This window comes from Vibrio sp. ER1A (genome assembly GCF_000733315.1).
Taxonomy (GTDB): Bacteria; Pseudomonadota; Gammaproteobacteria; order Enterobacterales; family Vibrionaceae; genus Vibrio; species Vibrio mediterranei.
The window spans coordinates 277,849-299,690 of sequence record NZ_JPJA01000092.1; the positions used below are offsets into that span (position 1 = coordinate 277,849).

General features: G+C 44.3%; 22 protein-coding genes. 11 read left to right on the forward strand and 11 right to left on the reverse strand.

Translation table 11 applies throughout. From position 1 onward, the window contains the following. Window positions 1-29 precede the first annotated feature (29 nt). Window positions 30-767, forward strand: coding sequence for a bifunctional tRNA pseudouridine(32) synthase/23S rRNA pseudouridine(746) synthase RluA (gene rluA / locus HW45_RS19815; RefSeq protein WP_038229155.1), 738 nt, complete (start codon window positions 30-32; stop codon window positions 765-767). Window positions 768-799: 32 nt separating this feature from the next. After that, a complete protein-coding gene (locus HW45_RS19820; protein ID WP_038229156.1) occupies window positions 800-1,762 on the forward strand; it encodes a D-2-hydroxyacid dehydrogenase in 963 nt (320 codons plus the stop codon). Window positions 1,763-1,797: 35 nt separating this feature from the next. Here the strand turns inward: HW45_RS19820 and HW45_RS19825 are convergent, their stop codons facing one another. The 4 genes from HW45_RS19825 to argR all read right to left on the reverse strand — a co-directional run bounded on the left by HW45_RS19825 (window position 1,798) and on the right by argR (window position 6,971). Continuing rightward, on the reverse strand, window positions 1,798-2,238 hold the full coding sequence (locus tag HW45_RS19825) for a universal stress protein (protein ID WP_006072878.1): 441 nt from the start codon (window positions 2,236-2,238) through the stop codon (window positions 1,798-1,800). 125 nt (window positions 2,239-2,363) lie between these two features. Further along, on the reverse strand, window positions 2,364-4,943 hold the full coding sequence (locus HW45_RS19830; RefSeq protein WP_038229159.1) for a TRAP transporter permease: 2,580 nt from the start codon (window positions 4,941-4,943) through the stop codon (window positions 2,364-2,366). 254 nt (window positions 4,944-5,197) lie between these two features. Beyond that, the gene (locus HW45_RS19835; RefSeq protein WP_006072880.1) at window positions 5,198-6,166 is read right to left on the reverse strand and encodes a TAXI family TRAP transporter solute-binding subunit; all 969 of its coding nucleotides are present in this window, start codon (window positions 6,164-6,166) and stop codon (window positions 5,198-5,200) included. Window positions 6,167-6,500: 334 nt separating this feature from the next. Next, the gene (gene argR / locus HW45_RS19840; protein WP_006072881.1) at window positions 6,501-6,971 is read right to left on the reverse strand and encodes a transcriptional regulator ArgR; all 471 of its coding nucleotides are present in this window, start codon (window positions 6,969-6,971) and stop codon (window positions 6,501-6,503) included. Between the two features lie 338 nt (window positions 6,972-7,309). On the opposite strand from argR, the gene mdh reads away from it, so the two are divergent. Further along, on the forward strand, window positions 7,310-8,245 hold the full coding sequence (gene mdh, locus HW45_RS19845; RefSeq protein ID WP_038229161.1) for a malate dehydrogenase: 936 nt from the start codon (window positions 7,310-7,312) through the stop codon (window positions 8,243-8,245). Window positions 8,246-8,350: 105 nt separating this feature from the next. Next, complete coding sequence (locus tag HW45_RS19850) at window positions 8,351-8,542, forward strand: hypothetical protein (protein WP_031496916.1); 192 nt, start codon at window positions 8,351-8,353, stop codon at window positions 8,540-8,542. A 55-nt stretch (window positions 8,543-8,597) separates the two neighbouring features. Here HW45_RS19850 and ispB read toward each other — a convergent pair whose 3' ends face one another. Next, a complete protein-coding gene (gene ispB / locus HW45_RS19855) occupies window positions 8,598-9,569 on the reverse strand; it encodes an octaprenyl diphosphate synthase (protein ID WP_038229163.1) in 972 nt (323 codons plus the stop codon). 272 nt (window positions 9,570-9,841) lie between these two features. Here ispB and rplU point away from each other — a divergent pair, with 272 nt between their 5' ends. From rplU to folA, 7 genes are all read left to right on the forward strand, one after another. Beyond that, window positions 9,842-10,153, forward strand: a complete 312-nt coding sequence (gene rplU, locus HW45_RS19860) for a 50S ribosomal protein L21 (RefSeq protein ID WP_006074830.1) — start codon at window positions 9,842-9,844, stop codon at window positions 10,151-10,153. 21 nt (window positions 10,154-10,174) lie between these two features. Continuing rightward, window positions 10,175-10,432, forward strand: a complete 258-nt coding sequence (gene rpmA, locus HW45_RS19865) for a 50S ribosomal protein L27 (protein ID WP_004409945.1) — start codon at window positions 10,175-10,177, stop codon at window positions 10,430-10,432. 268 nt (window positions 10,433-10,700) lie between these two features. After that, window positions 10,701-11,867 (forward strand): Obg family GTPase CgtA, encoded by a 1,167-nt coding sequence (gene cgtA / locus HW45_RS19870; RefSeq protein WP_038229165.1) that lies wholly within the window; start codon window positions 10,701-10,703, stop codon window positions 11,865-11,867. A 140-nt stretch (window positions 11,868-12,007) separates the two neighbouring features. Then, the gene (locus HW45_RS19875) at window positions 12,008-13,063 is read left to right on the forward strand and encodes an FUSC family protein (RefSeq protein ID WP_006074833.1); all 1,056 of its coding nucleotides are present in this window, start codon (window positions 12,008-12,010) and stop codon (window positions 13,061-13,063) included. 109 nt (window positions 13,064-13,172) lie between these two features. Beyond that, window positions 13,173-13,940, forward strand: a complete 768-nt coding sequence (locus tag HW45_RS19880; RefSeq protein WP_038229650.1) for a threonine/serine ThrE exporter family protein — start codon at window positions 13,173-13,175, stop codon at window positions 13,938-13,940. Then, window positions 13,940-14,413 carry a threonine/serine exporter family protein gene (locus tag HW45_RS19885; RefSeq protein ID WP_006074835.1) on the forward strand — a complete coding sequence of 158 codons (474 nt, stop codon included), beginning with the start codon at window positions 13,940-13,942 and terminating at the stop codon, window positions 14,411-14,413. Before HW45_RS19880 ends, HW45_RS19885 begins: the two co-directional genes overlap by 1 nt. Before the next feature lie 19 nt (window positions 14,414-14,432). Next, window positions 14,433-14,912 carry a type 3 dihydrofolate reductase gene (gene folA, locus HW45_RS19890; protein WP_038229167.1) on the forward strand — a complete coding sequence of 160 codons (480 nt, stop codon included), beginning with the start codon at window positions 14,433-14,435 and terminating at the stop codon, window positions 14,910-14,912. Between the two features lie 47 nt (window positions 14,913-14,959). On the opposite strand, the gene HW45_RS19895 is transcribed toward folA, so the two are convergent. From HW45_RS19895 to lptD, 6 genes are all read right to left on the reverse strand, one after another. Further along, window positions 14,960-15,766 (reverse strand): symmetrical bis(5'-nucleosyl)-tetraphosphatase, encoded by an 807-nt coding sequence (locus tag HW45_RS19895; protein ID WP_038229169.1) that lies wholly within the window; start codon window positions 15,764-15,766, stop codon window positions 14,960-14,962. An 8-nt stretch (window positions 15,767-15,774) separates the two neighbouring features. Continuing rightward, window positions 15,775-16,155: a Co2+/Mg2+ efflux protein ApaG gene (gene apaG / locus HW45_RS19900; protein WP_006074838.1), complete on the reverse strand. Its 381-nt coding sequence runs from the start codon at window positions 16,153-16,155 to the stop codon at window positions 15,775-15,777. A gap of 89 nt (window positions 16,156-16,244) precedes the next feature. Continuing rightward, window positions 16,245-17,051 carry a 16S rRNA (adenine(1518)-N(6)/adenine(1519)-N(6))-dimethyltransferase RsmA gene (gene rsmA / locus HW45_RS19905; RefSeq protein ID WP_006074840.1) on the reverse strand — a complete coding sequence of 269 codons (807 nt, stop codon included), beginning with the start codon at window positions 17,049-17,051 and terminating at the stop codon, window positions 16,245-16,247. After that, window positions 17,048-18,034, reverse strand: a complete 987-nt coding sequence (gene pdxA / locus HW45_RS19910) for a 4-hydroxythreonine-4-phosphate dehydrogenase PdxA (protein ID WP_038229171.1) — start codon at window positions 18,032-18,034, stop codon at window positions 17,048-17,050. Before pdxA ends, rsmA begins: the two co-directional genes overlap by 4 nt. Continuing rightward, entirely contained in the window at window positions 18,024-19,328 is a 1,305-nt protein-coding gene (surA, locus tag HW45_RS19915; protein WP_038229174.1) for a peptidylprolyl isomerase SurA, read from the reverse strand. The genes pdxA and surA overlap by 11 nt, the downstream gene beginning before the upstream one ends. An 89-nt stretch (window positions 19,329-19,417) precedes the next feature. After that, entirely contained in the window at window positions 19,418-21,748 is a 2,331-nt protein-coding gene (lptD, locus tag HW45_RS19920) for an LPS assembly protein LptD (protein ID WP_038229176.1), read from the reverse strand. Window positions 21,749-21,842 lie beyond the last annotated feature (94 nt).

The window sequence follows — 21,842 nt, forward strand, 5'->3', positions numbered from 1 at the left end:
CCTACTTCATTGTGATGCGGTAAATTATTATGGCCATGCTTAGCTACACACCTCCAACAGATCCTTGGATAGATACTGTATTTGAAGATGAACATATTCTCGCGGTAAACAAACCTTCAGGCTTGTTATCTGTACCAGGGAAAGCGCCCGAGCATTATGACAGTATGTGGAGCCGTCTTGTTGAGGTGTATCCCGAGATTCAAGTAGTGCATCGTTTAGACATGTCGACCTCTGGGCTGATGTTACTAGCGAAAAACAAAGAAGCAGAACGTTCTCTAAAGAAACAATTTCAGTATCGGCTTACTCATAAAGTCTACTATGCGCGAGTTTGGGGAACACCTGATGAATCGGAAGGGTTAATCGATTTACCGCTTATTTGTGATTGGCCGAATCGTCCAAGGCAAAAAGTGTGCTACGAACATGGCAAGCCGTCGCAAACATACTATCAGGTGGTAAAGCAGGAACAACAGACAAGTATTGTGCGCTTATTCCCCATTACCGGACGTTCACATCAACTAAGAGTGCATTTATTGGAACTGGGGCATCCTATCGTTGGTGATGAATTCTACGCCCATGAAGAAGCGATGAGTTTCTCAGATAGATTAGAGCTGCATGCGGCAGAGCTGTGTTTCTACCATCCTGAAACTGAAAAGCTACAATCCATTTTCGTTCCATGCGATTTTCATCAAGTGTCTGAGCCATTAGTGGTGCAACACTTTGACCCCGCGACAGATTTACCGGATTATAAGACCTTGCCTCGGTCATAAAGTGTGTGGCCGTACGACATCAAGGAGAAGTCATGGCCACCAAGAAAATTGTCTTTTTAGATCGTGATACCATTCCAGCATCCATCGCGATTCCCACTCCAAATTTCGTACATCAATGGGTCGAATATCAGTCGACCTCGCCTGAACAAGTGTTAGAACGCATTTATGATGCAGATGTCGTCATTAGCAATAAAGTCTATTTAGGTTCAGACATTCTTGAACAGGCCAAGCAAGTAAAACATATTGCGGTGGCTGCCACTGGGGTTAATAACGTTGAGCTCGATTACTGCGCGCAACGCGGTATTACCGTTACCAATGTCCAAGGTTATGCGACTCAATCGGTGCCTGAACATGTGATTGCATTGCTATTTACTTTGATGCGAAATATTCCTGCTTACCACAACGATATCCGCAATGGTGAGTGGCAACGTCAGAATAAGTTCTGTTTCTTCACTCATCCTATTCAAGATATTGCTCAATCTACCTTAGGTATTATTGGTAGCGGAGCCCTAGGACAGGCGACAGCGACGCTTGCTAGGGCAATTGGTATGAATGTGCAGTTCTCCGAACGCAAAGGTGTAACAGAATACCGCGAGGGCTATGTGCCTTTTGAACGATTTTTGAAAACGAGCGATGCCATTGCCCTTTTGTGTCCTTTGACCGAGGAAACGACCAATCTTATCGATAGTGAAGCGTTGTCGAATATGAAGTCTACGGCAGTATTGATTAATACTGGACGCGGTGGCTTGGTTAACGAAGCAGATTTGGTTTGTGCTTTAAAGGAGAATCACATTGCTGGAGCAGGAGTGGATGTGTTTACAGAAGAGCCAGCGCCTCAAACGAATCCTCTAGTTGAGAATATGGATTTGCCCAATCTCATTTTAACGCCGCATGTCGCATGGGGAAGCCGCTCTTCCATAGAGAAGCTTTGCGAAATATTAGTGAGTAATATTGAAGCTGTAGAGCAAGGCAAAACGCAAAATAGAGTGGTCTAGAAATAACTCGCCCCACGTAAAGTGGGGCGAGGAAATTAATCTGCTTGTGGTTTAACGACCAGTACATTGATGGGTGAGTTCTGAACCACTTTACTTGCAACAGAGCCAAGAACCACCTTGTCAATCTTAGAGCGTTTGTGACTTGGCATAACAATTAAGTCTGCACCTAAACGCTCCGCATAATCAAGAATAGTCGCATAAGGTTTACCCTCAGCAACATGAACTTTATAGACAACTTCATCAGGGATGTGCTGATCAGCAAATGATTTAAGTTGCGCTTTGACATCATTTTTCATTTGCGAGGCGGCATCTTTAGGGAAATACGTAGCCACCATAGACATATGGATACCCGGCAGAACATTTAGTAAATGCACTTCGGCATTAGAGTGCTTAGCATGCCAGACCGCGATTTCTACAGCTTTGTCTGAAAAGCCTTTATCGTTTAAATCGACAGGAACAAGGATTTGCTTGTACATGTGTTTTCTCTTTTTGGTTTGTACCCTACTAGCATAGGGTAAAGCATACGCTTGGCTAGTTTTATCCGTTCCGTATTAAGGTTTTTAGGCTCTGGATTCAAAAGCGAGTCCAGAGCCTGATACCTTTATGCGCTCAAGTTTTCACGACGAGCACGACGCTTTTGGTTCATCGCCATCGCGAGAAGCAAGAGCAACGCAGGTACAAATACCCACTCTTTCATTGGTCTATCGGCATCCTGCACAATAGATTTAATTTCCCAGTCAAAGTCTAGACCGGATGCTTCTGCTGGGCTTCCAAACTCAACCATATCGATGATCATCTTATCAGCATCTTTGTCGAGCATTAGTCCCATCGAAGCGATACGCTCCTCTGCGGTGACAGCGCTATCATCAAAAGGTAGTCGAACGGTTTTTTCAACGTACTTACCTTCGAGGGTTTCACCTGCAACACGTAACTCGATGGATTGTCCAACATTTAGCTTCTCAACAACTTGAGCTATCTCAACACCTGGCGAAAGAACTTTCGCCGGGAAGGCCATATCCCACCAAAAACCTGGTCTGAAGAAGGTAAACGTTAATACAAGTAGCAATACAGTTTCCCACCACTTGTTCTTAGTGAACCACCAACCTTGAGTTGCGGCAGAGAAAATAAGCATTGCAATAATCGCAGAGATAACCGTCAGAGCAAGGTGCCACCACGAATCAATCCCCATCATCAATAATTGAGTATTGAAGATGAACATGAAAGGCAAAATTGCTGTTCGAATATCGTAGGTGAAGCCTTGAATACCGGTGCGGATTGGATCGGATTTCGCAATTGCAGCTGCGGCAAAGGCAGCAAGACCAACTGGCGGTGTATCATCGGCTAAGATACCGAAGTAGAACACAAATAAGTGAACGGCAATCAGCGGGATGATTAAACCGTGTGCCGCACCCAATGTGACAATAACAGGCGCCATGAGAGTTGAAACAACAATGTAGTTTGCTGTTGTTGGTAGACCCATCCCGAGGATGAGAGAGATAACGGCGGTAAATAGCAGCATCAAGATAATGCTACCGCCCGAGATAAACTCAACGAAGTCGGTCATTACAAGGCCGATACCCGTGAGTGTAACCACACCCACAACGGTACCCGCAGCAGCTGTCGCCACACCGATACCAATCATGTTACGAGCACCAGACACTAAGCTTTCTGCCAAATCGACAAAACCAGCTTTTATCTCTGCATTGACATCACTGGTTTTCGACATGATTGCGATCAGTGGACGCTGGGTAATCAGAATGAAGATCATAAAGACCGTTGCCCAGAACGCAGAGAGACCCGGAGAAAAGCGCTCAACAGTCAAACACCACACTAAAACCACGATAGGCAGTAGGAAATGTAAACCAGACTTGATGGTTGGACCCGGATCTGGCACTTCAGTTAGTTCTGCATCAATTTCAATACCACCTTCTTTCGCGTACTTAGCTGAGACACGCAGTAACGCGATATAAGATAGTAAGAGCGCTACACCTACGATTGGGGTCGCAGCGTCACCAAAGACGCCTTTAGTCCAGCCAATGCCGTAGTACACCACAGCACTAATGACACAAAGACCAAGAATGGTACCGGTAAATGATAAGAGACTTTGAACTAGCGTCGGGTTATGGCGGCGCGGTAGGCCAGTCATACCCGCTTTGCAAGCTTCAAGGTGAACAATGTAAATCAAAGCGATATAAGAAATCAGCGCAGGTAGTAGTGCCGCTTTGATTACTTCAACGTATGAAATCCCCACATACTCAACCATCAGGAATGCCGCAGCACCCATGATCGGTGGCGTTAGCTGACCGTTGGTTGATGCCGCAACTTCCACAGCCCCTGCTTTTGTCCCCGGGAAGCCAACGCGCTTCATGAGAGGTATGGTAAAGGTACCTGTAGTTACTACGTTGGCGATGGAAGAACCAGAAACCAAGCCTGACAGACCAGATGCCACAACGGCCGCTTTTGCGGGACCACCACGCATGTGACCTAATAGAGAAAATGCGACTTTAATAAAGTAAGCACCCGCTCCGGCGCGCTCTAACATAGCTCCGAATAAAACGAATAAGAATACAAATGACGTTGAAACACCAAGTGCAACACCAAATACACCTTCTGTTGTTAGCCACAGATGTGACATCGCTTTGTTCAAGCTTGCGCCTTTGTGAGCGATAACATCCGGCATGTATGGACCGCCAAAGGTATACAACAAGAATACCGCAGCGACGACCATTAGCGGTGGACCTAAAGCACGGCGTGTTGCTTCAAGTAGTAGAACCATACCCGTACAGGCAACGACAATGTCCATGGTCGTTGGTGCGCCCGAGCGGCCTGCTAATTGAGTATAAAAGAGGTAAATGTAGGCAGCAGAAAAACTACCTGCCAGTGCTAAAATCCAGTCGATAGCAGGAATTCGATCGCGCGGTGAACCTTTCATCGCTGGATAAGCGGTAAACGCTAGAAAAATAGCAAACGTTAAGTGAATTGAACGTGCTTCTGTGTCGTTCAGTACGCCAAAGTTAAAAATAAACGGCAGTGGGGATGCGTACCAAAGTTGAAATAGCGACCAACATAGTGGAACAAGCCAGAGTATTTTTGCGGGAATCCCTTTCGGGCTTCTTGCTCCAGTGTCAGCTTGTGCGACCATTTCTTGCACATCTTGCGACGGTTGTGTTGTCTGCGTCATGTACTTTTTCCTTTATTATTTTATGGTCCAGTGTTTTTCAAACAAAATGAACGAACCATATTTCGCATTTAACATTGTAGTCAATGGATGCAAACGTGTGGTTTTAGTTGTGTTTCTTAAGGCTCTAAAAATGACGGGCTTGGAAAGAGAGCCCAAATAGCCACACCAATTGGGTTAATTGGTGTTGATTGTTTTGAGTGATACTCATATTAGAAAAGTGATAGGGGAAGGGAGCCTTCCCCTACGGAGTCGTCTTACTTAAGAAGACCAACTTCCTTGTAGTACTTCTCTGCACCTGGGTGAAGAGGAATAGATAGGCCTGCTTGTACCATGTCTTCTTTCTTCAGGTTAGCAAATGCAGGGTGCAGACGTTTGAACGTGTCAAAGTTTTCAAACACTGCTTTTGCAACGTTGTAAGCCACTTCATCAGAAACATCTGATGTGGTTACCATTGTTGCTGCTACGCCAAAGCTCTTCACATCTTGATCTGTGCCACGGTACATACCTGCTGGTACATTGCTGTACGCGTAGTATGGGTTTGCCGCTACGATCTCATCGATTTGTGCGCCTGTTGCTGGAACTAGCTTAGCATCACAAGATGTTGTTGCTTCTTTGATTGATCCGTTTGGATGACCAACCACATAAACGAATGCGTCGATTTTGTTGTCACAAAGTGCTTGAGAACGCTCTGAACCTTTAAGCTCTGATGCAAGTTTAAAGTCTGCGTTGGTCCAACCCATTGCATCCATAACAACGCCCATTGTCGCACGGTCACCTGAGCCTGGGTTACCGATGTTCACGCGCTTACCTTTAAGGTCAGTTACGTTTTCGATACCAGCATCAGTGCGAGCGATAATGTTGAATGGTTCTGTGTGCAGAGAGAACATTGCACGAAGCTTTTTGTAAGGGCCTTGCTCTTCAAATTTGCTTGTGCCGTTGTAGCCGTGATATTGCCAGTCAGATTGAACGATACCGAAATCTAACTCACCAGCACGCATTGTGTTGACATTGTAGATAGAACCACCAGTGGACTCTACTGAACAACGAATATTGTGTTCCTTACGGCCTTTATTCACAAGCTTACAGATTGCGCCACCAGTTGGGTAATAAACACCTGTTACCGAACCTGTACCAATTGTGATGAACTCTTGAGCGTTAACAGCGCCAGTGCCCATAACGGCAGCGGCAATAGCACCAATTTTAACAAGTTTCTTAAATGCCATGAATTTCCCTTCCTTATTCATTATTAGCCCTGAATAACTATAGATGTCTTCAGAGGTTTCCTATGTGGAAACGGCATCTTTTTCAATCCATATGTTGAAAAAGTGGCGCAATCATACCAAAAAAATTGGCAGAAAATTACTGAATTGTTAATGAATATAGGGGAATTGTCTGTGCTAGAGGATTTAGAAGGATAGGGGTGATTAGGGTGTTATTCAATAAAAACAGGTAATTAGATGTTTTTTGTGGCTTGTTTTTCGATTTATCAAGATGTGATATAAATCACGGAACAATCATGTTCCGTGATACTTTATTCTAAATGTTAATGTTTAAAACTTAGCCAGCGTAATCAAATAGATCACATACCGATTCAAACAATTGTTGGGTAGACACACTCAAGGTTGGTGTGATGAAGATGGTATCGTCGCCTGCAACGACCCCTAGAATCCCTTCTGCTTTACCCAGAGAATCGAGCAATCGAGCAATCAACTGTGCAGCACCAGGGCCAGTGTGAATAACGACGATAGCGTTGTTGTAATCTATATCAAGAACCAATTCACGTAGAGAGCTAGAGACAGTTGGAACGCCAAGCTCTGCTGGTAGGCAGTACACCATTTCCATTTTTGCGTTGCGGGTCCTCACTGCGCCAAACTTAGTCAACATACGTGACACTTTTGATTGGTTGATGTTCTCAAACCCTTCAAGTTTTAATGCGTCGACAATCTCGCCCTGAGAACCAAAACGCTCTTCTTTTAGTAACGCTTTAAACGCGCGAACCAGGTTGTCTTGTTTGTCATTATTGCGCATAAACGCCTCTTATTTTTGTTCAACTAGCAGTGATCCGGCTATTGTGGCACAGAACCTCGATCTTGACCAAATAATCCATGGTTTATGCCAACGGTATCACTATTATCAATGCTGAGGTTAGCGATGATAACCTTATAATTAGCAAGGGGAAAAATGGGTTCTCATCACCCTCTTGTCATGATAGCGTAGTAGCACGTAATCAGTGAGTTGCGCGAGCTCGCAAAGCTGAGGTTAATTGATTGTAATCGATTAGTGATTACTATAACTTTTTAGCTAATCGATGAAAAATTACCCTACAAGACTATTAATAAGAGATATAAATCTCAAGGAGAACTCCCATGAAAGTAGCTGTTATTGGTGCCGCAGGTGGCATCGGCCAAGCCCTAGCTCTATTGCTAAAAAACCGTCTTCCTGCTGGTTCTGATCTAGCCCTGTATGATATTGCTCCCGTCACACCAGGTGTTGCAGCTGATCTAAGCCACATCCCAACGCCTGTTTCTATTAAAGGCTATGCGGGTGAAGATCCAACACCAGCACTTGAAGGTGCTGATGTGGTTCTAATTTCAGCGGGTGTTGCGCGTAAGCCAGGTATGGATCGCTCAGACCTATTCAATGTCAATGCAGGTATCGTTAAGTCATTGGCCGAGAAAATCGCGGTAGTGTGTCCTACTGCATGTGTTGGTATCATCACTAACCCTGTTAACACCACAGTGCCTATCGCAGCTGAAGTCCTGAAGAAAGCAGGTGTGTATGACAAGCGCAGACTGTTCGGTGTGACGACGCTTGACGTTATTCGTTCTGAGACATTTGTGGCTGACCTGAAAGCGAAAGATCCTGGTGATATTCGTGTACCAGTTATCGGTGGTCACTCTGGTGTGACTATTTTGCCGCTACTTTCTCAAGTTGAAGGCGTTGAGTTTACTGCGGAAGAAGTAGAAGCGTTAACGAAGCGTATTCAAAACGCGGGTACTGAAGTGGTTGAAGCGAAGGCGGGTGGCGGCTCTGCGACCTTGTCTATGGGTCAGGCAGCGTGTCGCTTTGGTTTAGCTCTTGTTAAAGGTCTTCAAGGCGAAGAGAACGTTATTGAGTGTGCTTATGTGGAAGGTGATGGTGAGCACGCTCCATTCTTCGCACAACCAGTTAAGCTAGGTAAAGACGGCGCAGAAGCTATCCTTAGTTACGGTGAGCTCAGTGATTACGAGAAAGCAGCACTAGATGGCATGCTAGAGACGCTTAATAAAGATATTGAAATTGGTGTAGAGTTCGCTAAGTAAACTCCTACATTTAATTTATATAGCAAAAGCCGGTCTTTTTAAGATCGGCTTTTTTGATCTATACCCTATAAGACTCCGTAATAAATCGGAGCGGGAGGAAGGGTCATGGAAATGAAAGATGTAGTAAAAGGTATGTGGGTGGATTCACAACACGGCGCTGGCAGAGTGCTTGTTGTCGACGAGCAGTCACAGTCCGTTTTGGTCGAACCAATAGGAAGCGAGGAGCAATGGGCACTATCTGTTGACGAAGTCGAAGAAGAGCTGCAGCTTCATAACGGTTGTGATAAATACTACTAAAGCTTGGTGTCAGAAACGGAAAAGGGCAGTGATGTACAATCACTGCCCTTTGACTTTATGTTGTTCTTTTCACTGCCATGTAGGCAAGCGCGATTAAGGCTTCTTTATATTCACTGTCAGGCACGATAGAAAGTGCTTCAATGGCCTTATCAGCTTCTTTAAAGGCCATGTCTTCAGTGTACTTTAATGAGCCCACACGGTTCATTGTTGCCATAATGGTATCGAGCTTATCAATCCCATTACCTTTTTCTATTGCTTCGCGAATCATCGCACTTTCGTGTTCCTCACCGTGCTGCATGGCGTGGATAAGCGGTAATGTTGGTTTACCTTCAGCTAGGTCGTCACCGACATTTTTACCCATGTCTTCACCCGTAGAGGTGTAATCCATGACGTCATCAATAAGCTGGAACGCGGTTCCAAGGTACTTACCGTAATTCTGTAGTGCAAGTTCGACTTCTGGAGAGGCATCGTTGAGGATGGCTCCAACTTGAGTCGCGGCTTCAAACAAACGTGCCGTCTTAGAGTAGATGACTTGCATGTAGCTTGCTTCAGAAGTATTAGGGTCATTGCAGTTCATCAGCTGCTGAACTTCACCTTCTGCGATGACATTCACGGCATCACTCATAAGCTCTAAAATGCGCAATGAGCCAAGACCCGTCATCATTTGGAAAGAACGAGTATAGATGTAGTCACCTACTAGAACACTCGCAGCGTTACCAAAGGCGGCGTTTGCTGTTGCTTTACCTCGTCGCATATCTGACTCATCTACTACGTCGTCGTGCAATAACGTCGCAGTATGGATGAACTCAATAAACGCAGCAGCCGTTGTATGTGCGTTACCTTGATATCCTAAAGCTTTCGCTGAAAGCAACGCGAGTAGCGGTCTTAAGCGCTTGCCGCCACTACTTACAATATAGAAACCAAGTTGATTGATTAGACTAACTTCTGAGTTTAATTGTGCTTGTATTGTTTCATTCACTTTTGCCATATCATCGGCAGTCAGTGCTTGGATAGCTTTAAAATCCATTACGTACCCGGTTGAGCTTAGAGCCAATAAGGCTTAGTCGTTGGTTATAATCTGTGAATAATACACTAAAAAACGTTGATTAATACATGGTGAAAGGGCATTATTGCCGCACTTTTCATTGGCGATTAGTGTTTCGCCAATTTTTTCAAAATATGGCTTGTCATAGGGTAATCATTCGCGTAGAATCTGCGCCCTATTGATGATTAGTTTAGCGCACACCCTATTTGTTGAAATAACAATCAAAAGGCTGTGCGGAAAAAGCGGAGTAAAATATGTACGCTGTTTTCCAATCTGGTGGTAAACAACACCGTGTAAGCGAAGGTCAAACTCTTCGTTTAGAGAAATTAGACGTTGAAACTGGTGCAACTGTTGAATTTGATAAAGTTCTTCTTGTTGCTAACGGTGAAGACATTCAAGTTGGCGCTCCTCTTGTTGAGGGCGGCAAGGTAGTTGCTGAAGTGGTACAACACGGTCGTGGCGATAAAGTAAAAATCGTTAAGTTCCGTCGTCGTAAGCACTCTCGTAAGCAACAAGGTCACCGTCAGTGGTTCACGGAAGTGAAAATCACTGGCATCAACGCTTAATTCGATTAGGAGAGTTTAACAATGGCACACAAAAAAGCTGGTGGTTCTACTCGTAACGGCCGCGATTCAGAAAGCAAACGTCTAGGTGTTAAGCGTTTCGGTGGTGAGTCTGTTCTTGCAGGTAACATCATCGTACGTCAACGTGGTACTAAGTTCCACGCTGGTACTAACGTTGGTATCGGTAAAGACCATACTCTTTTCGCTCTTACTGAAGGTAAAGTGAAATTCGAAGTTAAAGGTCCTAAGAACCGTAAATTCGTTAGCATCGAAGCTGAGTAATTTTAGCGCTAAGCTAAATTACGAATAAGCTTTCTAGCTGAATTCAAAAGCCCTGCCGAGTCGGCGGGGTTTTTTATTTATATGGGCAGTCGATAGAGACGAGTCTCTAGGCATAGCTATGTTGAAACAACAAGCTCTGCACCATGGGGAATCGTCTCTGTCATCTGCTAAAATGTAGTGATAATTGATTGAGCCCACAAAGTGATCTTATGTCTTTTCGGCAGGATGGCTTTGGTGGTGGGTAGCGAAGAAGTAGTCGGAGTAAGAGATGAAGTTCGTTGATGAAGCGGTAGTAAAAGTCCAAGCGGGCGATGGCGGTAGCGGTGTCGTTAGTTTTTGGCGTGAAAAATTCGTAGCGAAAGGTGGTCCTGACGGTGGCGATGGCGGCGACGGTGGCGACATCTATATCGAAGCAGATGAGAACCTAAATACGCTCATTGACTATCGCTTCCAACGCTTTTACGAAGCTGAGCGTGGCGAAAATGGTCGCGGTGGTAACTGTACAGGTAAGCGTGGTAAAGATAAGGTACTTAAAGTGCCTGTCGGTACTCGAGCTGTAGATATTCACACTAATGAAATCGTTGCTGAAGTTGCTGAACATGGCAAAAAAGTGATGGTTGCAAAGGGTGGTTGGCACGGCCTAGGTAATACTCGATTTAAGTCATCGGTTAACCGAGCTCCTCGCCAGAAAACACTGGGTACTAAAGGCGAAATTCGTGAATTGCGTTTAGAGCTGTTGCTACTTGCTGACGTGGGTATGCTTGGTTTGCCAAATGCGGGTAAATCAACATTTATCCGTGCAGTTTCGGCGGCTAAGCCAAAAGTAGCCGACTATCCATTTACTACGCTGATCCCTAGTTTAGGTGTGGTTAGCGTTGTTCCTGAGAAAAGCTTTGTTGTGGCGGATATCCCAGGTCTGATTGAAGGTGCCGCAGACGGTGCTGGCTTAGGTATTCGTTTCCTTAAGCACTTAGAGCGCTGCCGAGTATTGCTGCACATGATCGATATTATGCCTATCGATCAAAGTAACCCAATCGAGAACGCACTGACGATTATCGATGAGCTAGAGCAGTACAGCGAAAAGCTAGCGGATAAACCGCGCTGGTTAGTATTCAATAAAGTCGATCTTATGCCAGAAGAAGAAGCGAATGAAGTGATCCAAGAGATCCTCGACGCACTTGGTTGGGAAGATGAGTACTTCAAGATCTCTGCAGTGAATAAGCAAGGAACTAAAGAGCTTTGCTATAAGCTTGCTGACTTTATGGAAACACTGCCTCGCGCTGAAGAAGAGATTTCTGAGGAAGAGAAAGTCGACTTTATGTGGGACGATTACCACAAAGATGCAATGTCTGGTAAAGACGTGATTACTGAAGACGATTGGGATGATTGGGACGACGAAGAAGATGACGGCCACGTTGTCTACGTCCGTGACTGATTGTTACCTCAATGATTTAAAAAGCTGCAAAGTTACTTTGCAGCTTTTTTTGTACTCAAATTATTTCAGTGTGGCTTGTACTAAGGCAAACTGATACAAACTCTCTTTTCTCCCCCTTTATGCTAAAGGAAGCCTTTTAAATGGATTTAAATCGGCGAATTTCGGATGTGGATGCTCTGATATTTAAACACTACCGTGTTGTACATGGCATTCGGATTTCCGTGGCATTCGTTTTAACTCTAGCTTTAACCAGTTATTTTCAGATTCCCGAAAGCACCTGGATACTCATTACGTTAGTAGTAGTGATTGGCCCTATCTCGTATTTAGGTAATGTTTTACCACGAGCTTGGCATCGCACTATGGGAACGATTATTGGAGCATTGTCAGGGATTACCGCCATTTTACTTGGACAATGGTCAATGTTGGCTATGTATGCTTGGTGCGGCGCTGTGATGTTTTGTAGTGCCTATTTTGCGTTAGGTAAACGCCCTTATGTGGGTTTGCTGATTGGTATTACCCTTGCGGTCACTATTGGAGCAGGTAATCACGATATTGAAGTTGCGTTGTGGCGTGGTCTTGATGTAACGATTGGCTGTGTATTAGCGGTGTTGTTTTGCATTATTTATCCGCAAAGAGCGTTTATTCATTGGCGCATGCGTCTAGGCGCTACGCTGGACCGGTTTGCTAAGGTCTATCAAATATCCACATCATTGAACATGCTTGAACAGCCGAACCTTGAGCGCTACCAGCAAACGCTAATGAAGGAGATGGTAACCTTGAGAAGTCTCATTTCTCCTTCAGTTAAAGAGTCAAAGCTGAGTGCACAATTATTAGAAGCGATTCAAGTACAGCTTCGCAACATGCTTTACTCCATTGAACTTTTGAACACCTCTTATTGGAGCGATAGGCACAGTCATTTGAATATGCTTTGGTCCAAACCCCTTAATGATTGCCAGAAAATCATTGAGAAAGAGTTCGAAGCACTTGCAACATTAATAATGACCGGGAAATTAGAGACCGAGCTTTCAGGTAAAGAAATTGCGACAGCAAGAGAGACCTTAAAAAACAGTTTGCCAAAGATTGATGGTGAGGAGACGAGCATCAATGGCTACTTATGGCTTAATTTGAAGCTAATGGAAGACCTTGTAAGCCTGAAACGACTGTTAGTTTATTCGCTGAATCTGTCTCAAGAGTAGTTTTCACAAATTTGTTGTTTTCTGTCAATCGCGCTCCAGTTTTTAGTTCATCAACAATGAAAATGCCCCTAAAATGGATTCAATACTGAATGACAACGAAAAAACTGGAATGGATTCTAAGCAACGAGCCGTCTCTCGGCTGATTGCGCAAGCAGGGCAAATGTTACTTGCTCATGGCGCAGAAAGTACGTTAGTTGGCGATATTACTCGAAGAATGGGTATTGCTGCTTCTATGGACGAAGTAGAAGTATCACTGTCAGCAAGTTCATTAGTGATTACCACGGTTTACAAAGAACATTGTGTTACGACGGCAAGACGAAGCCCAGATCGTGGGCTTAATATGCGTGTTGTGACTCAGGTTCAACGTATCTGTATCATGATGGAGAAAGGCATTCTTGACTATCAACTAGCTCAGAAAAAACTGAATAAGATCAGTCCTGAACGCTATAATCGTTGGCTAGTCATGGTGATGATAGGGCTATCATGCGCTGCTTTTAGTCGTCTCGCTGGCGGTGACTGGTCAGTGTTTGCAATGACTTTTCTAGCTTCAGCCGTTGGTATGACGGTACGTCAAGAAATCGGCCATCGCCATTTTAACCCTCTCTTAAACTTCTCCGTCACGGCGTTTGTTACCACACTTATTTCTGCCCAAGCAGTTATCTATAGCATCGGAGCGCAGCCTCAGCTAGTGATGGCGTCATCAGTGCTCATGTTAGTCCCCGGCTTTCCACTAATTAACTCTGTTGCTGATATGGTCAAAGGCTATGTCAACATGGGGATCGCTCGTTTTGTGTTTGCCAGTTTATTAACCCTAGCAACCTGCTTGGGGATAATTGGTGCCATGAGCCTGACGGATGTTCTAGGGTGGGCTCAGTAATGACAATAGTGGAATTATTATTTGCTCTACTTAACGACATGTTCTTTGCCGCCATTCCAGCAGTAGGGTTTGCGTTGGTATTTAATGTTCCTCAAAATGCGTTAGCTTATTGCGCGATTGGTGGGGCAGTTGGCCATGGCTCTCGCTTTTTGATGATGCACTATGGTGTTCCGATTGAATGGGCGACTTTTTTCGCCGCAACGATTGTCGGTATGATAGGCGTTCATTGGTCGCATAAGTTTCTAGCTCATCCTAAAGTGTTTACGGTGGCCGCGCTAATACCGATGGTTCCTGGGGTGTTTGCCTATAAAGCTATGATTGCTATGGTGGAAATCAATCATCTTGGTTATACCCCAGAGCTTCTGGCTACTCTAATGGAGAACTTCCTAAAGGCGATGTTTATAATTGCTGGTTTGGCTATTGGTCTTGCCATGCCGGGACTGTTATTCTATCGCAGCCGACCCGTCGTTTAATTAGGAATACAGTACCTCAATGATTATTAGCATGATTGCCGCTATGGCAGACAATCGAGTCATAGGCAAAGATAACCAAATGCCTTGGCACTTACCTGCCGACTTTATCTGGTTCAAAAAGTGCACCATGGGAAAACCCGTTATTATGGGTAGAAAAACCTATGAATCTATAGGACGCCCTTTACCTGGTCGTCAAAACATTGTTGTTAGTCGAAATTCTGAGCTTTGCATAGATGGAGTAGAGACGGTAACTTCATTGGAACAAGCTTTGAGCCTAGTGAGTGATGTGGAAGAAGCGATGATCATTGGTGGTGGCAGCTTTTACGAACACTGTATGCCGATGGCAAACAAACTTTATCTAACCTATATCGATGCAAATGTTGATGGCGATACTCAATTTCCTGATTGGGGAGAAGGCTGGAAACAAGTGCATAATGAGCAATATCAAGCGGATGAGAAAAACGCGTACGACATGCAGTTCGTCATTCTTGAGCGCTAATAATTGGGTGCCTAAGAGAGGTTTCTTAGGCGTCTTTTATTGAATATTTAGCCCAAGGCTGGTTGTTCAAAAACGGCCTTATCTTCCCAACGAATCATAGTAAGGCTACCTCCCCAAACACACCCGGTATCCAATCCTATAACCTGTTCACTGATGTAGCCACCTAGTGCTGCCCAATGCCCGAATAGTACGGTTTTATTAAGCGGGACACGATTTTCTAATTGGAACCACGGAACATATTCCAGAGGATTTACGTCGCTAGGAGGTAGCTTACAGGCCATATCTAAGCGCCCATCTGGATAACAAAAGCGCATTCGGGTGTAGGCATTAATGATGTAACGCCAACGTTCGAAACCGGTGAGTCCTGATTGCCAGAAGTCGGGGTCATTGCTGTACATATTATGGATGAGTGCTTGCCAATCATCACTTTGTAGTTGTTGCTCAACTTCTCGAGCATTGACTCTCGCCTGTTCCAAAGTCCACAGAGGAGAAACACCTGAATGACAAACGACAAATTCATCATGTTCTAAGAGCAAAGGCTGGTGTCTGAGCCAGTCTAATAAATCAGCCTTGTCTATAGCTTCTAAAATCGGAAGTGTTTTGTCTTTGGGTTTCGCTTTGTGTACGCCAAGCGATACGGCTAATAAGTGAAGATCATGATTGCCCAAGCAGACTTTTGCTGCTTCTCCCATCGCTTTGACGAAGCGGAGCGTTTCCAGTGATTTAGGGCCTCTAGCTACGAGATCTCCAGCAATCCAAAGGGTATCTTTTTGTTTGTCGAAATGACTTTTTGACAACAGTAGTTCCAATTCATCCAAGCAACCTTGAATGTCACCAACAATATAATTTGCCACAAAAAACCTTAATTTAGAATATTGGGAATAGCTAAGCGGAATGGCTCTATTTCGGTAATGAATTCTTTGCCGTTGGCATCGATCATTATGTAATGACCTTGCATCACGCCAACAGGTGTCTCAATAGCCGTGCCACTGGTATACGTGTATTCATCACTTTTTTCGATTATAGGTTGTTGGCCGATCACACCTTCACCCTCGACACTGATCTGTTTTCCGTTAGCATCAGTAATCAGCCAACGTCGACTCATTAATTGCACAGTTTGCTGACTTAGGTTTTTTATCGTGATGACGTAAGCAAAGACAAAGCGCTTATTGTCTGGGTCAGATTGCTCTTCAACGTATTTGGTATGTACTTGGCATTTCACGCATGGCGAAGTTGTATCCATATGACTCTCCTATGCTGTTGAAAGGGCTGCCTATTCACTATGACAAAAAAAAACGCCCATTAGCAAGCTAGTGAGCGTTTTTTAATGAATTAGTTATGATTTTCATCTAACCAGTTAGCCATGGCTACGAACTGTTGTAATGTTAGATTCTCTGGTCGCATAGAAGGGTTTACGCCCAGTTCTTCCAGCGTTTCTGCCGACATAAGAGACTTGTAGCAATTACGAACGGTTTTACGACGCTGGTTAAAGCCATCACGACAGACTCTATCTAGCCATTTCAAACTAGTCGCAGGATAAGGTAGTTCTTCATAAGGAACCAATCTTACTACCGCTGAATCTACTTTCGGTGGTGGAACAAATGCTGTTGGTGGTACTTCAAGTACTGGAACCACTTTGCAGTAATACTGAGCCATAACCGTCAGACGGCCGTAAGCTTTTGTGCCTGGACCGGCGGCAAGGCGATTCACCACTTCTTTTTGTAGCATAAAGTGCATATCTTGGATGTCTTTATGGAACTCAAATAAGTGGAACATCAAAGGTGTAGAGATGTTGTACGGCAGGTTACCGAAGATACGCAGCTTGTTATTTGGATTAACAAGTTGAGTAAAGTCAAAACGCATAGCGTCACCTTCGTGAATGGTGAGCTTATCTCCCAAATCTGGGTGATTGCGTAGACGCTCTGCAAGATCTCGGTCTAATTCAATAACTGTAAACTTGTCGACTTCTTTGCCTACTGGTTCAGTAATCGCACCAAGACCTGGGCCAATCTCAACTAAGTTTTGACCTGGACGCGGATTAATTGCTGATACAATTCCGTCGATAACGTAAGGATCATTTAGGAAGTTTTGACCAAAACGCTTTCTTGCTTTGTGCCCTAGGTGGACATCATTTCTCATTGTCTGCTCTCTACTAAATCTATTGCGTACGCCAGTGCTGTCTCAAAGCTGCCAAAATCTGCTTGGCCTGTGCCAGCAAGATCCAATGCAGTGCCATGATCGACCGATGTCCTTATAAAGGGTAGACCAAGAGTGATGTTTACTGAACGACCGAAGCCCTTGTATTTAAGTACAGGGAGAACTTGATCGTGATACATGCCTAAGACAGCATCCGCATCGCGTAAATATTTGTCATTAAATATTGTATCGGCGGGTAATGGGCCGATAAGTTGATAATCTTTTTCTGTGCGAAGTTTCTCTAGGGTAGGAGTGATAGTTTCTATCTCTTCCATACCTAAGCAGCCATCTTCACCTGCGTGAGGGTTGAGGCCACAGACATAGATATTGGGTTTGGTAATACCAAACTTGGTGACCAAGTCGTGATGCAATATATCAACAATGCGTGTAACACGATCTTCGGTGATGGCTGCAGGTACTTCCGATAATGGAAGGTGAGTCGTGACAAGTGCGGTTCTTAATCCTTCCGTTGCCAGCATCATGACCACAAGTGGTGTATTTGATACTTCTGCAAAGAACTCAGTATGGCCACTAAAGCTGACACCAGCTCGATTGATCACCCCTTTATGCACAGGGCCGGTGACAATAGCATCAAATTCACCTTTCATACAGCCTTTTGCTGCTTTTTCTAGGGTATTTAACACGTATTGTCCATTCGCTTCGTTTAACTTTCCTGCTTTGGCTGGGGCTTGCAACGGCTCATGTAAAATAACCAAGCGGCCTTTGCAATGTGAATCGTGAACAGTCGGATCATAATCGATTAGGTCGATGTCAATGCCAAGCTGCTGTGCACGCTCGGCAATTAAGGTCTTATCAGCACAGACGACAACCTGATGCGGCCAGTCTCGCTGTGAGAGAGCAACCGCGAGATCGGGGCCTATACCTGCGGGCTCTCCGGCGGTAACAACAATACGCTTAGTTGGCATTGTTATCTTCCTCATCATCGTTCACCATTTCTACGAATGCACTGGCGCGAAGTTCTTGAATCCAGGCCGAAGCTTCTTCATTGAACTTACGATTAAACAAGATGCGGTATGCGCGGTTCTGCATGGCTGAGCCTGTCTTGTCTACATCTCTACGATCTAGAACTTCGACGATGTGCCAACCGTGTACGGTTTTAAATGGCTTACTGATTTGGCCAATAGGTAAGGTTTCAACCTGGTGCTTGAACTCCGGAACGTATAGTTCTGGTGTTTGGTAACCCAGTTCGCCGCCTTGGACAGCTGAGCCAGGGTCTTGGCTATATTGCTCGGCCATTTCAGCAAAGGTAGATTCACCAGATTGAACTTTAGCGATGATATTGTTGAGCTCTCTTTGAACCCCTTCATCACTTAAAATAACCGTAGGTTTGATAAGAATGTGTCGTGCGTTCACTTCAGTAACAGACACCGTCTCTAAGCCTTTAACGTCTTCAATTTTTAAGATGTGAAAACCAACACCGCTGCGGAATGGACCAATAATAGTGCCTTTAGTTTGCATCTTAATTTGGTCTGCAAAGATGGTCGGCATCTCTTCTTTACGCATCCAGCCCCAATCACCGCCTTCTAGCGCTTTCGGGCCTTTTGAGTAGGTATATGCCATGGTTGCAAAATCTTCACCCGATTTTAGGCGTGCAACTAGGTCTTTCGCTTGCTGCTCTTGAACGCTTTTATCTTCGCCGTCGTTAAAGCGCAATTGAATGTGACGAATCTTATAGGTCACAGTAGCGTCGCTTTCTTTAGCAAGCAGCTCTGCGAGGTTATCGACTTCAGCTGGTAGAATGTTGATTCGTTGTCTTACCATAGCGTTGCGAGCTTCACTGGCGGCGATTTCATCACGAATTTGTTCACGAAATGCTTCCCAGGTTAGTCCTTCTTCACGTACGGTTTGGCGAAGTTGCTCGATGGTTTGATTGTTGTTATTCGCAATATCGTTAAGCGTGCTTTCTAGTCGGTTATCATCGATACGAACACCAATGCGATCAGCTTCTTGTAATTGCAGCTTTTCTAAGATCAGTTTATCGAGGATTTGCTCTTGGATAATATCTGCAGAAGGTAGCTCTTGGTCATTTTTTCGAGCGTTGGCAGTAAGAGTCTTAGTGGCAGAATCAATATCACTTTGTAGGATAACGCCATCGTTGACGATAACACGAACGCGATCAAGCTCAACGGGTTCGGCAATGGCATGTAAAGCCATCACCGACAAAAGACATGTTGAAAGGAGTTTGCTTATAAATTTCATCGATATTCCTAGTGAAAACTTCACAGACTAAGAGTCTGTGAAGTTAATAAAGTTCCTAACTTGATATTATTACGCGAGCACTATCATGCTTAGTCATTAAGTATAAATGGTCGACCATACTTTAGTGCGTTGCCATTTGGCGGCTCAGGTGCTTTTGAGCTACCTCCAAGACCTGTAATGCCAAAGCTTAGGCGAATATTATCTTCAAAGTTGGCTGCACCTATTCCGACGATGCCAGACTCCCAGCTTCTTAATTGACGACTATAGTCTACGCCAAGATACCAACAATCAGAGTGGTACTCTAGCTTAGCTAACCACTCGATAGAAACTCGTTCAGTCATATCGTAGTAGTATTGACCCGTTGCCAACCAATTGCGGTTGATCTTATACCCACCTAATAAGCCCACTTGGTTGATACCATCTCGTGTCAGCTTGTCCAATTCGGCGGGAGTATAGCTGTTGACACTTTCAATGTACTCTTTCGTGACATAGCGATAGTTCGCTTGAATGAAGTCATCATTGACACGGTATTCTAGAGCGCTATTTCCAAGAGCTACGGCTGAAGAGTCAATATCATATTGAACACCGCCGTGGTAAAACACTCGGTCATTAATATTAAAATCGGTCTCAATTGCCCAAGAAGAGTAGTTAGATGAATCCGTATCTGCAACACTATTTGGGTTCTTACTAGCAGCATCTAAATAATAGATTTGACCAAATGAAACGGCCAAACGTTCTTTTTGTCCGCTATCATAAAAGCGAGTGGTTGCACCGTAGCTGATCTGATTGGCAGCTGCAATTTTGTCGACACCACTGAAACGACGACTGCGGAACAAACCATAGTAATCAGTCTGTAGTAAAGTGGTATCGTAGTTATATATGTCACTCTGGTCTACTTCAGGTACATATAGATACTGCACTTGAGGTTCTAATGTTTGAGTATACCCATTTACAAAGGTGGTATCGCGTTCAAGGACCATTCCAGCGTGAGTTCTGAATTCAGGTAAAGCGCGGTCAACAGTTTCTTTTAAAGGACCTAGGCTGGTTCCCTCTCCGACAGCACGACCATCGAGGTCTTGTTGATAATGTGTGAGCATGTAGCGTGCTTCAGTCGTCCATGTACCCCAAGTGTTTGATAATGGAAGTGTTAGTCCAGGTTCTATGTGTACACGAGTAGCTGATGGCTTTTCTTGATCATCAGTTTCAAAGCGCGATATATGGGAAATCATATCGAAGTTGAGCGTCTTATAGATCTCTGGACGATAGTAATTAAACTCAAATTGCGGCATCAATTGATACGGTTTGGTATCGTCCACAAGAATTTGGAAGTCTTGGACGGTTAATGCCGCATCCCAAAATTGCTCACGATATCCGATGGTACCTTTTTGTGATAACTGGCCTTCAGAGCGACTACCAATACTAGAATCAAGGTCTTGGAAGTACTCGTTGTCACTCACTTGAGAGTAGTCGAGGTCGAGCTTCCAATGTTGGCCAAAATTACTGTTGTTTTTATATTGGAAGGCCCAACGATCACCTTTTTCAGGGTATTTCTGGTCATTAGCCAAGTACTCGCCAAGCAAATTTCCTCGGCTGGTCTCGGTTAAGTACCTAAAATCACCTTTGAGCTGAAGACCACGAGTTTGCATGTAGTGAAAATTCGTTAGCAAGTCATAGTTTGGTGCGAGATTCCAATAGACAGGAATATCTAATTCAAGGCCGTTTTTAGAACCCAGTGAAAATGATGGGAAGAGCACCCCCGTCTTTCTTTTATTACTGGTCGGCATCGTCATATAAGGCATGTAAAAGATAGGAACATCTTTTACTTCAACACGACTTCCATAAAGCGTTGCAGATTCTTCATCTTGATTAACACGGATATCATCAGCAACAAAGCGCCAAGAGTTATCATCTTCTGGGCATGTTGTAATAGAGCCGTCATCGATTTGATACAAAGATTTACCAGTTTTCGAAATAAATACGGCGTCTCCACGACCACCGCCACACAGCATTTTGTATTTAGTGTTCTCTGCTGTTATTTCATCTTTGTTCAGATTATTGGTTATTTTGTCGGAAACCGCTTTGAACTGTCCGTCTTCTAAGGTGACATTACCTTCTGCGACGACAACATTTTCATCTTGGTGAAGTGTAACGCTGTCGGCAGTAATGGTTTTATTGCCCTGAACCACAACAACATCACCTTTATAGGTGGCTCTTTGACCATTAATGGCTTCCAAAGAATCCGCTTCTATATTGATTGGCTCTTGATTGGAGTCAGAACTTTGTGCAGTATCAACAGAGCACTGCTCTGCTGGTGGCATAGATTGCCCACTATTTTTCGATGTTTCTTCGGCATGTGCGTAAGACGCTAGCAGCGCAGCACCTATTGAGGCCGCTAGATATGTGCGGGAAAAACGTGACATCGAGTTGTACTATCCTGTTTAACTTGATTCATTCAGTTGAATTCGATTGATATTGAATCGTTTATAAGACGGTCTCTATCATAAAGGAAATTGA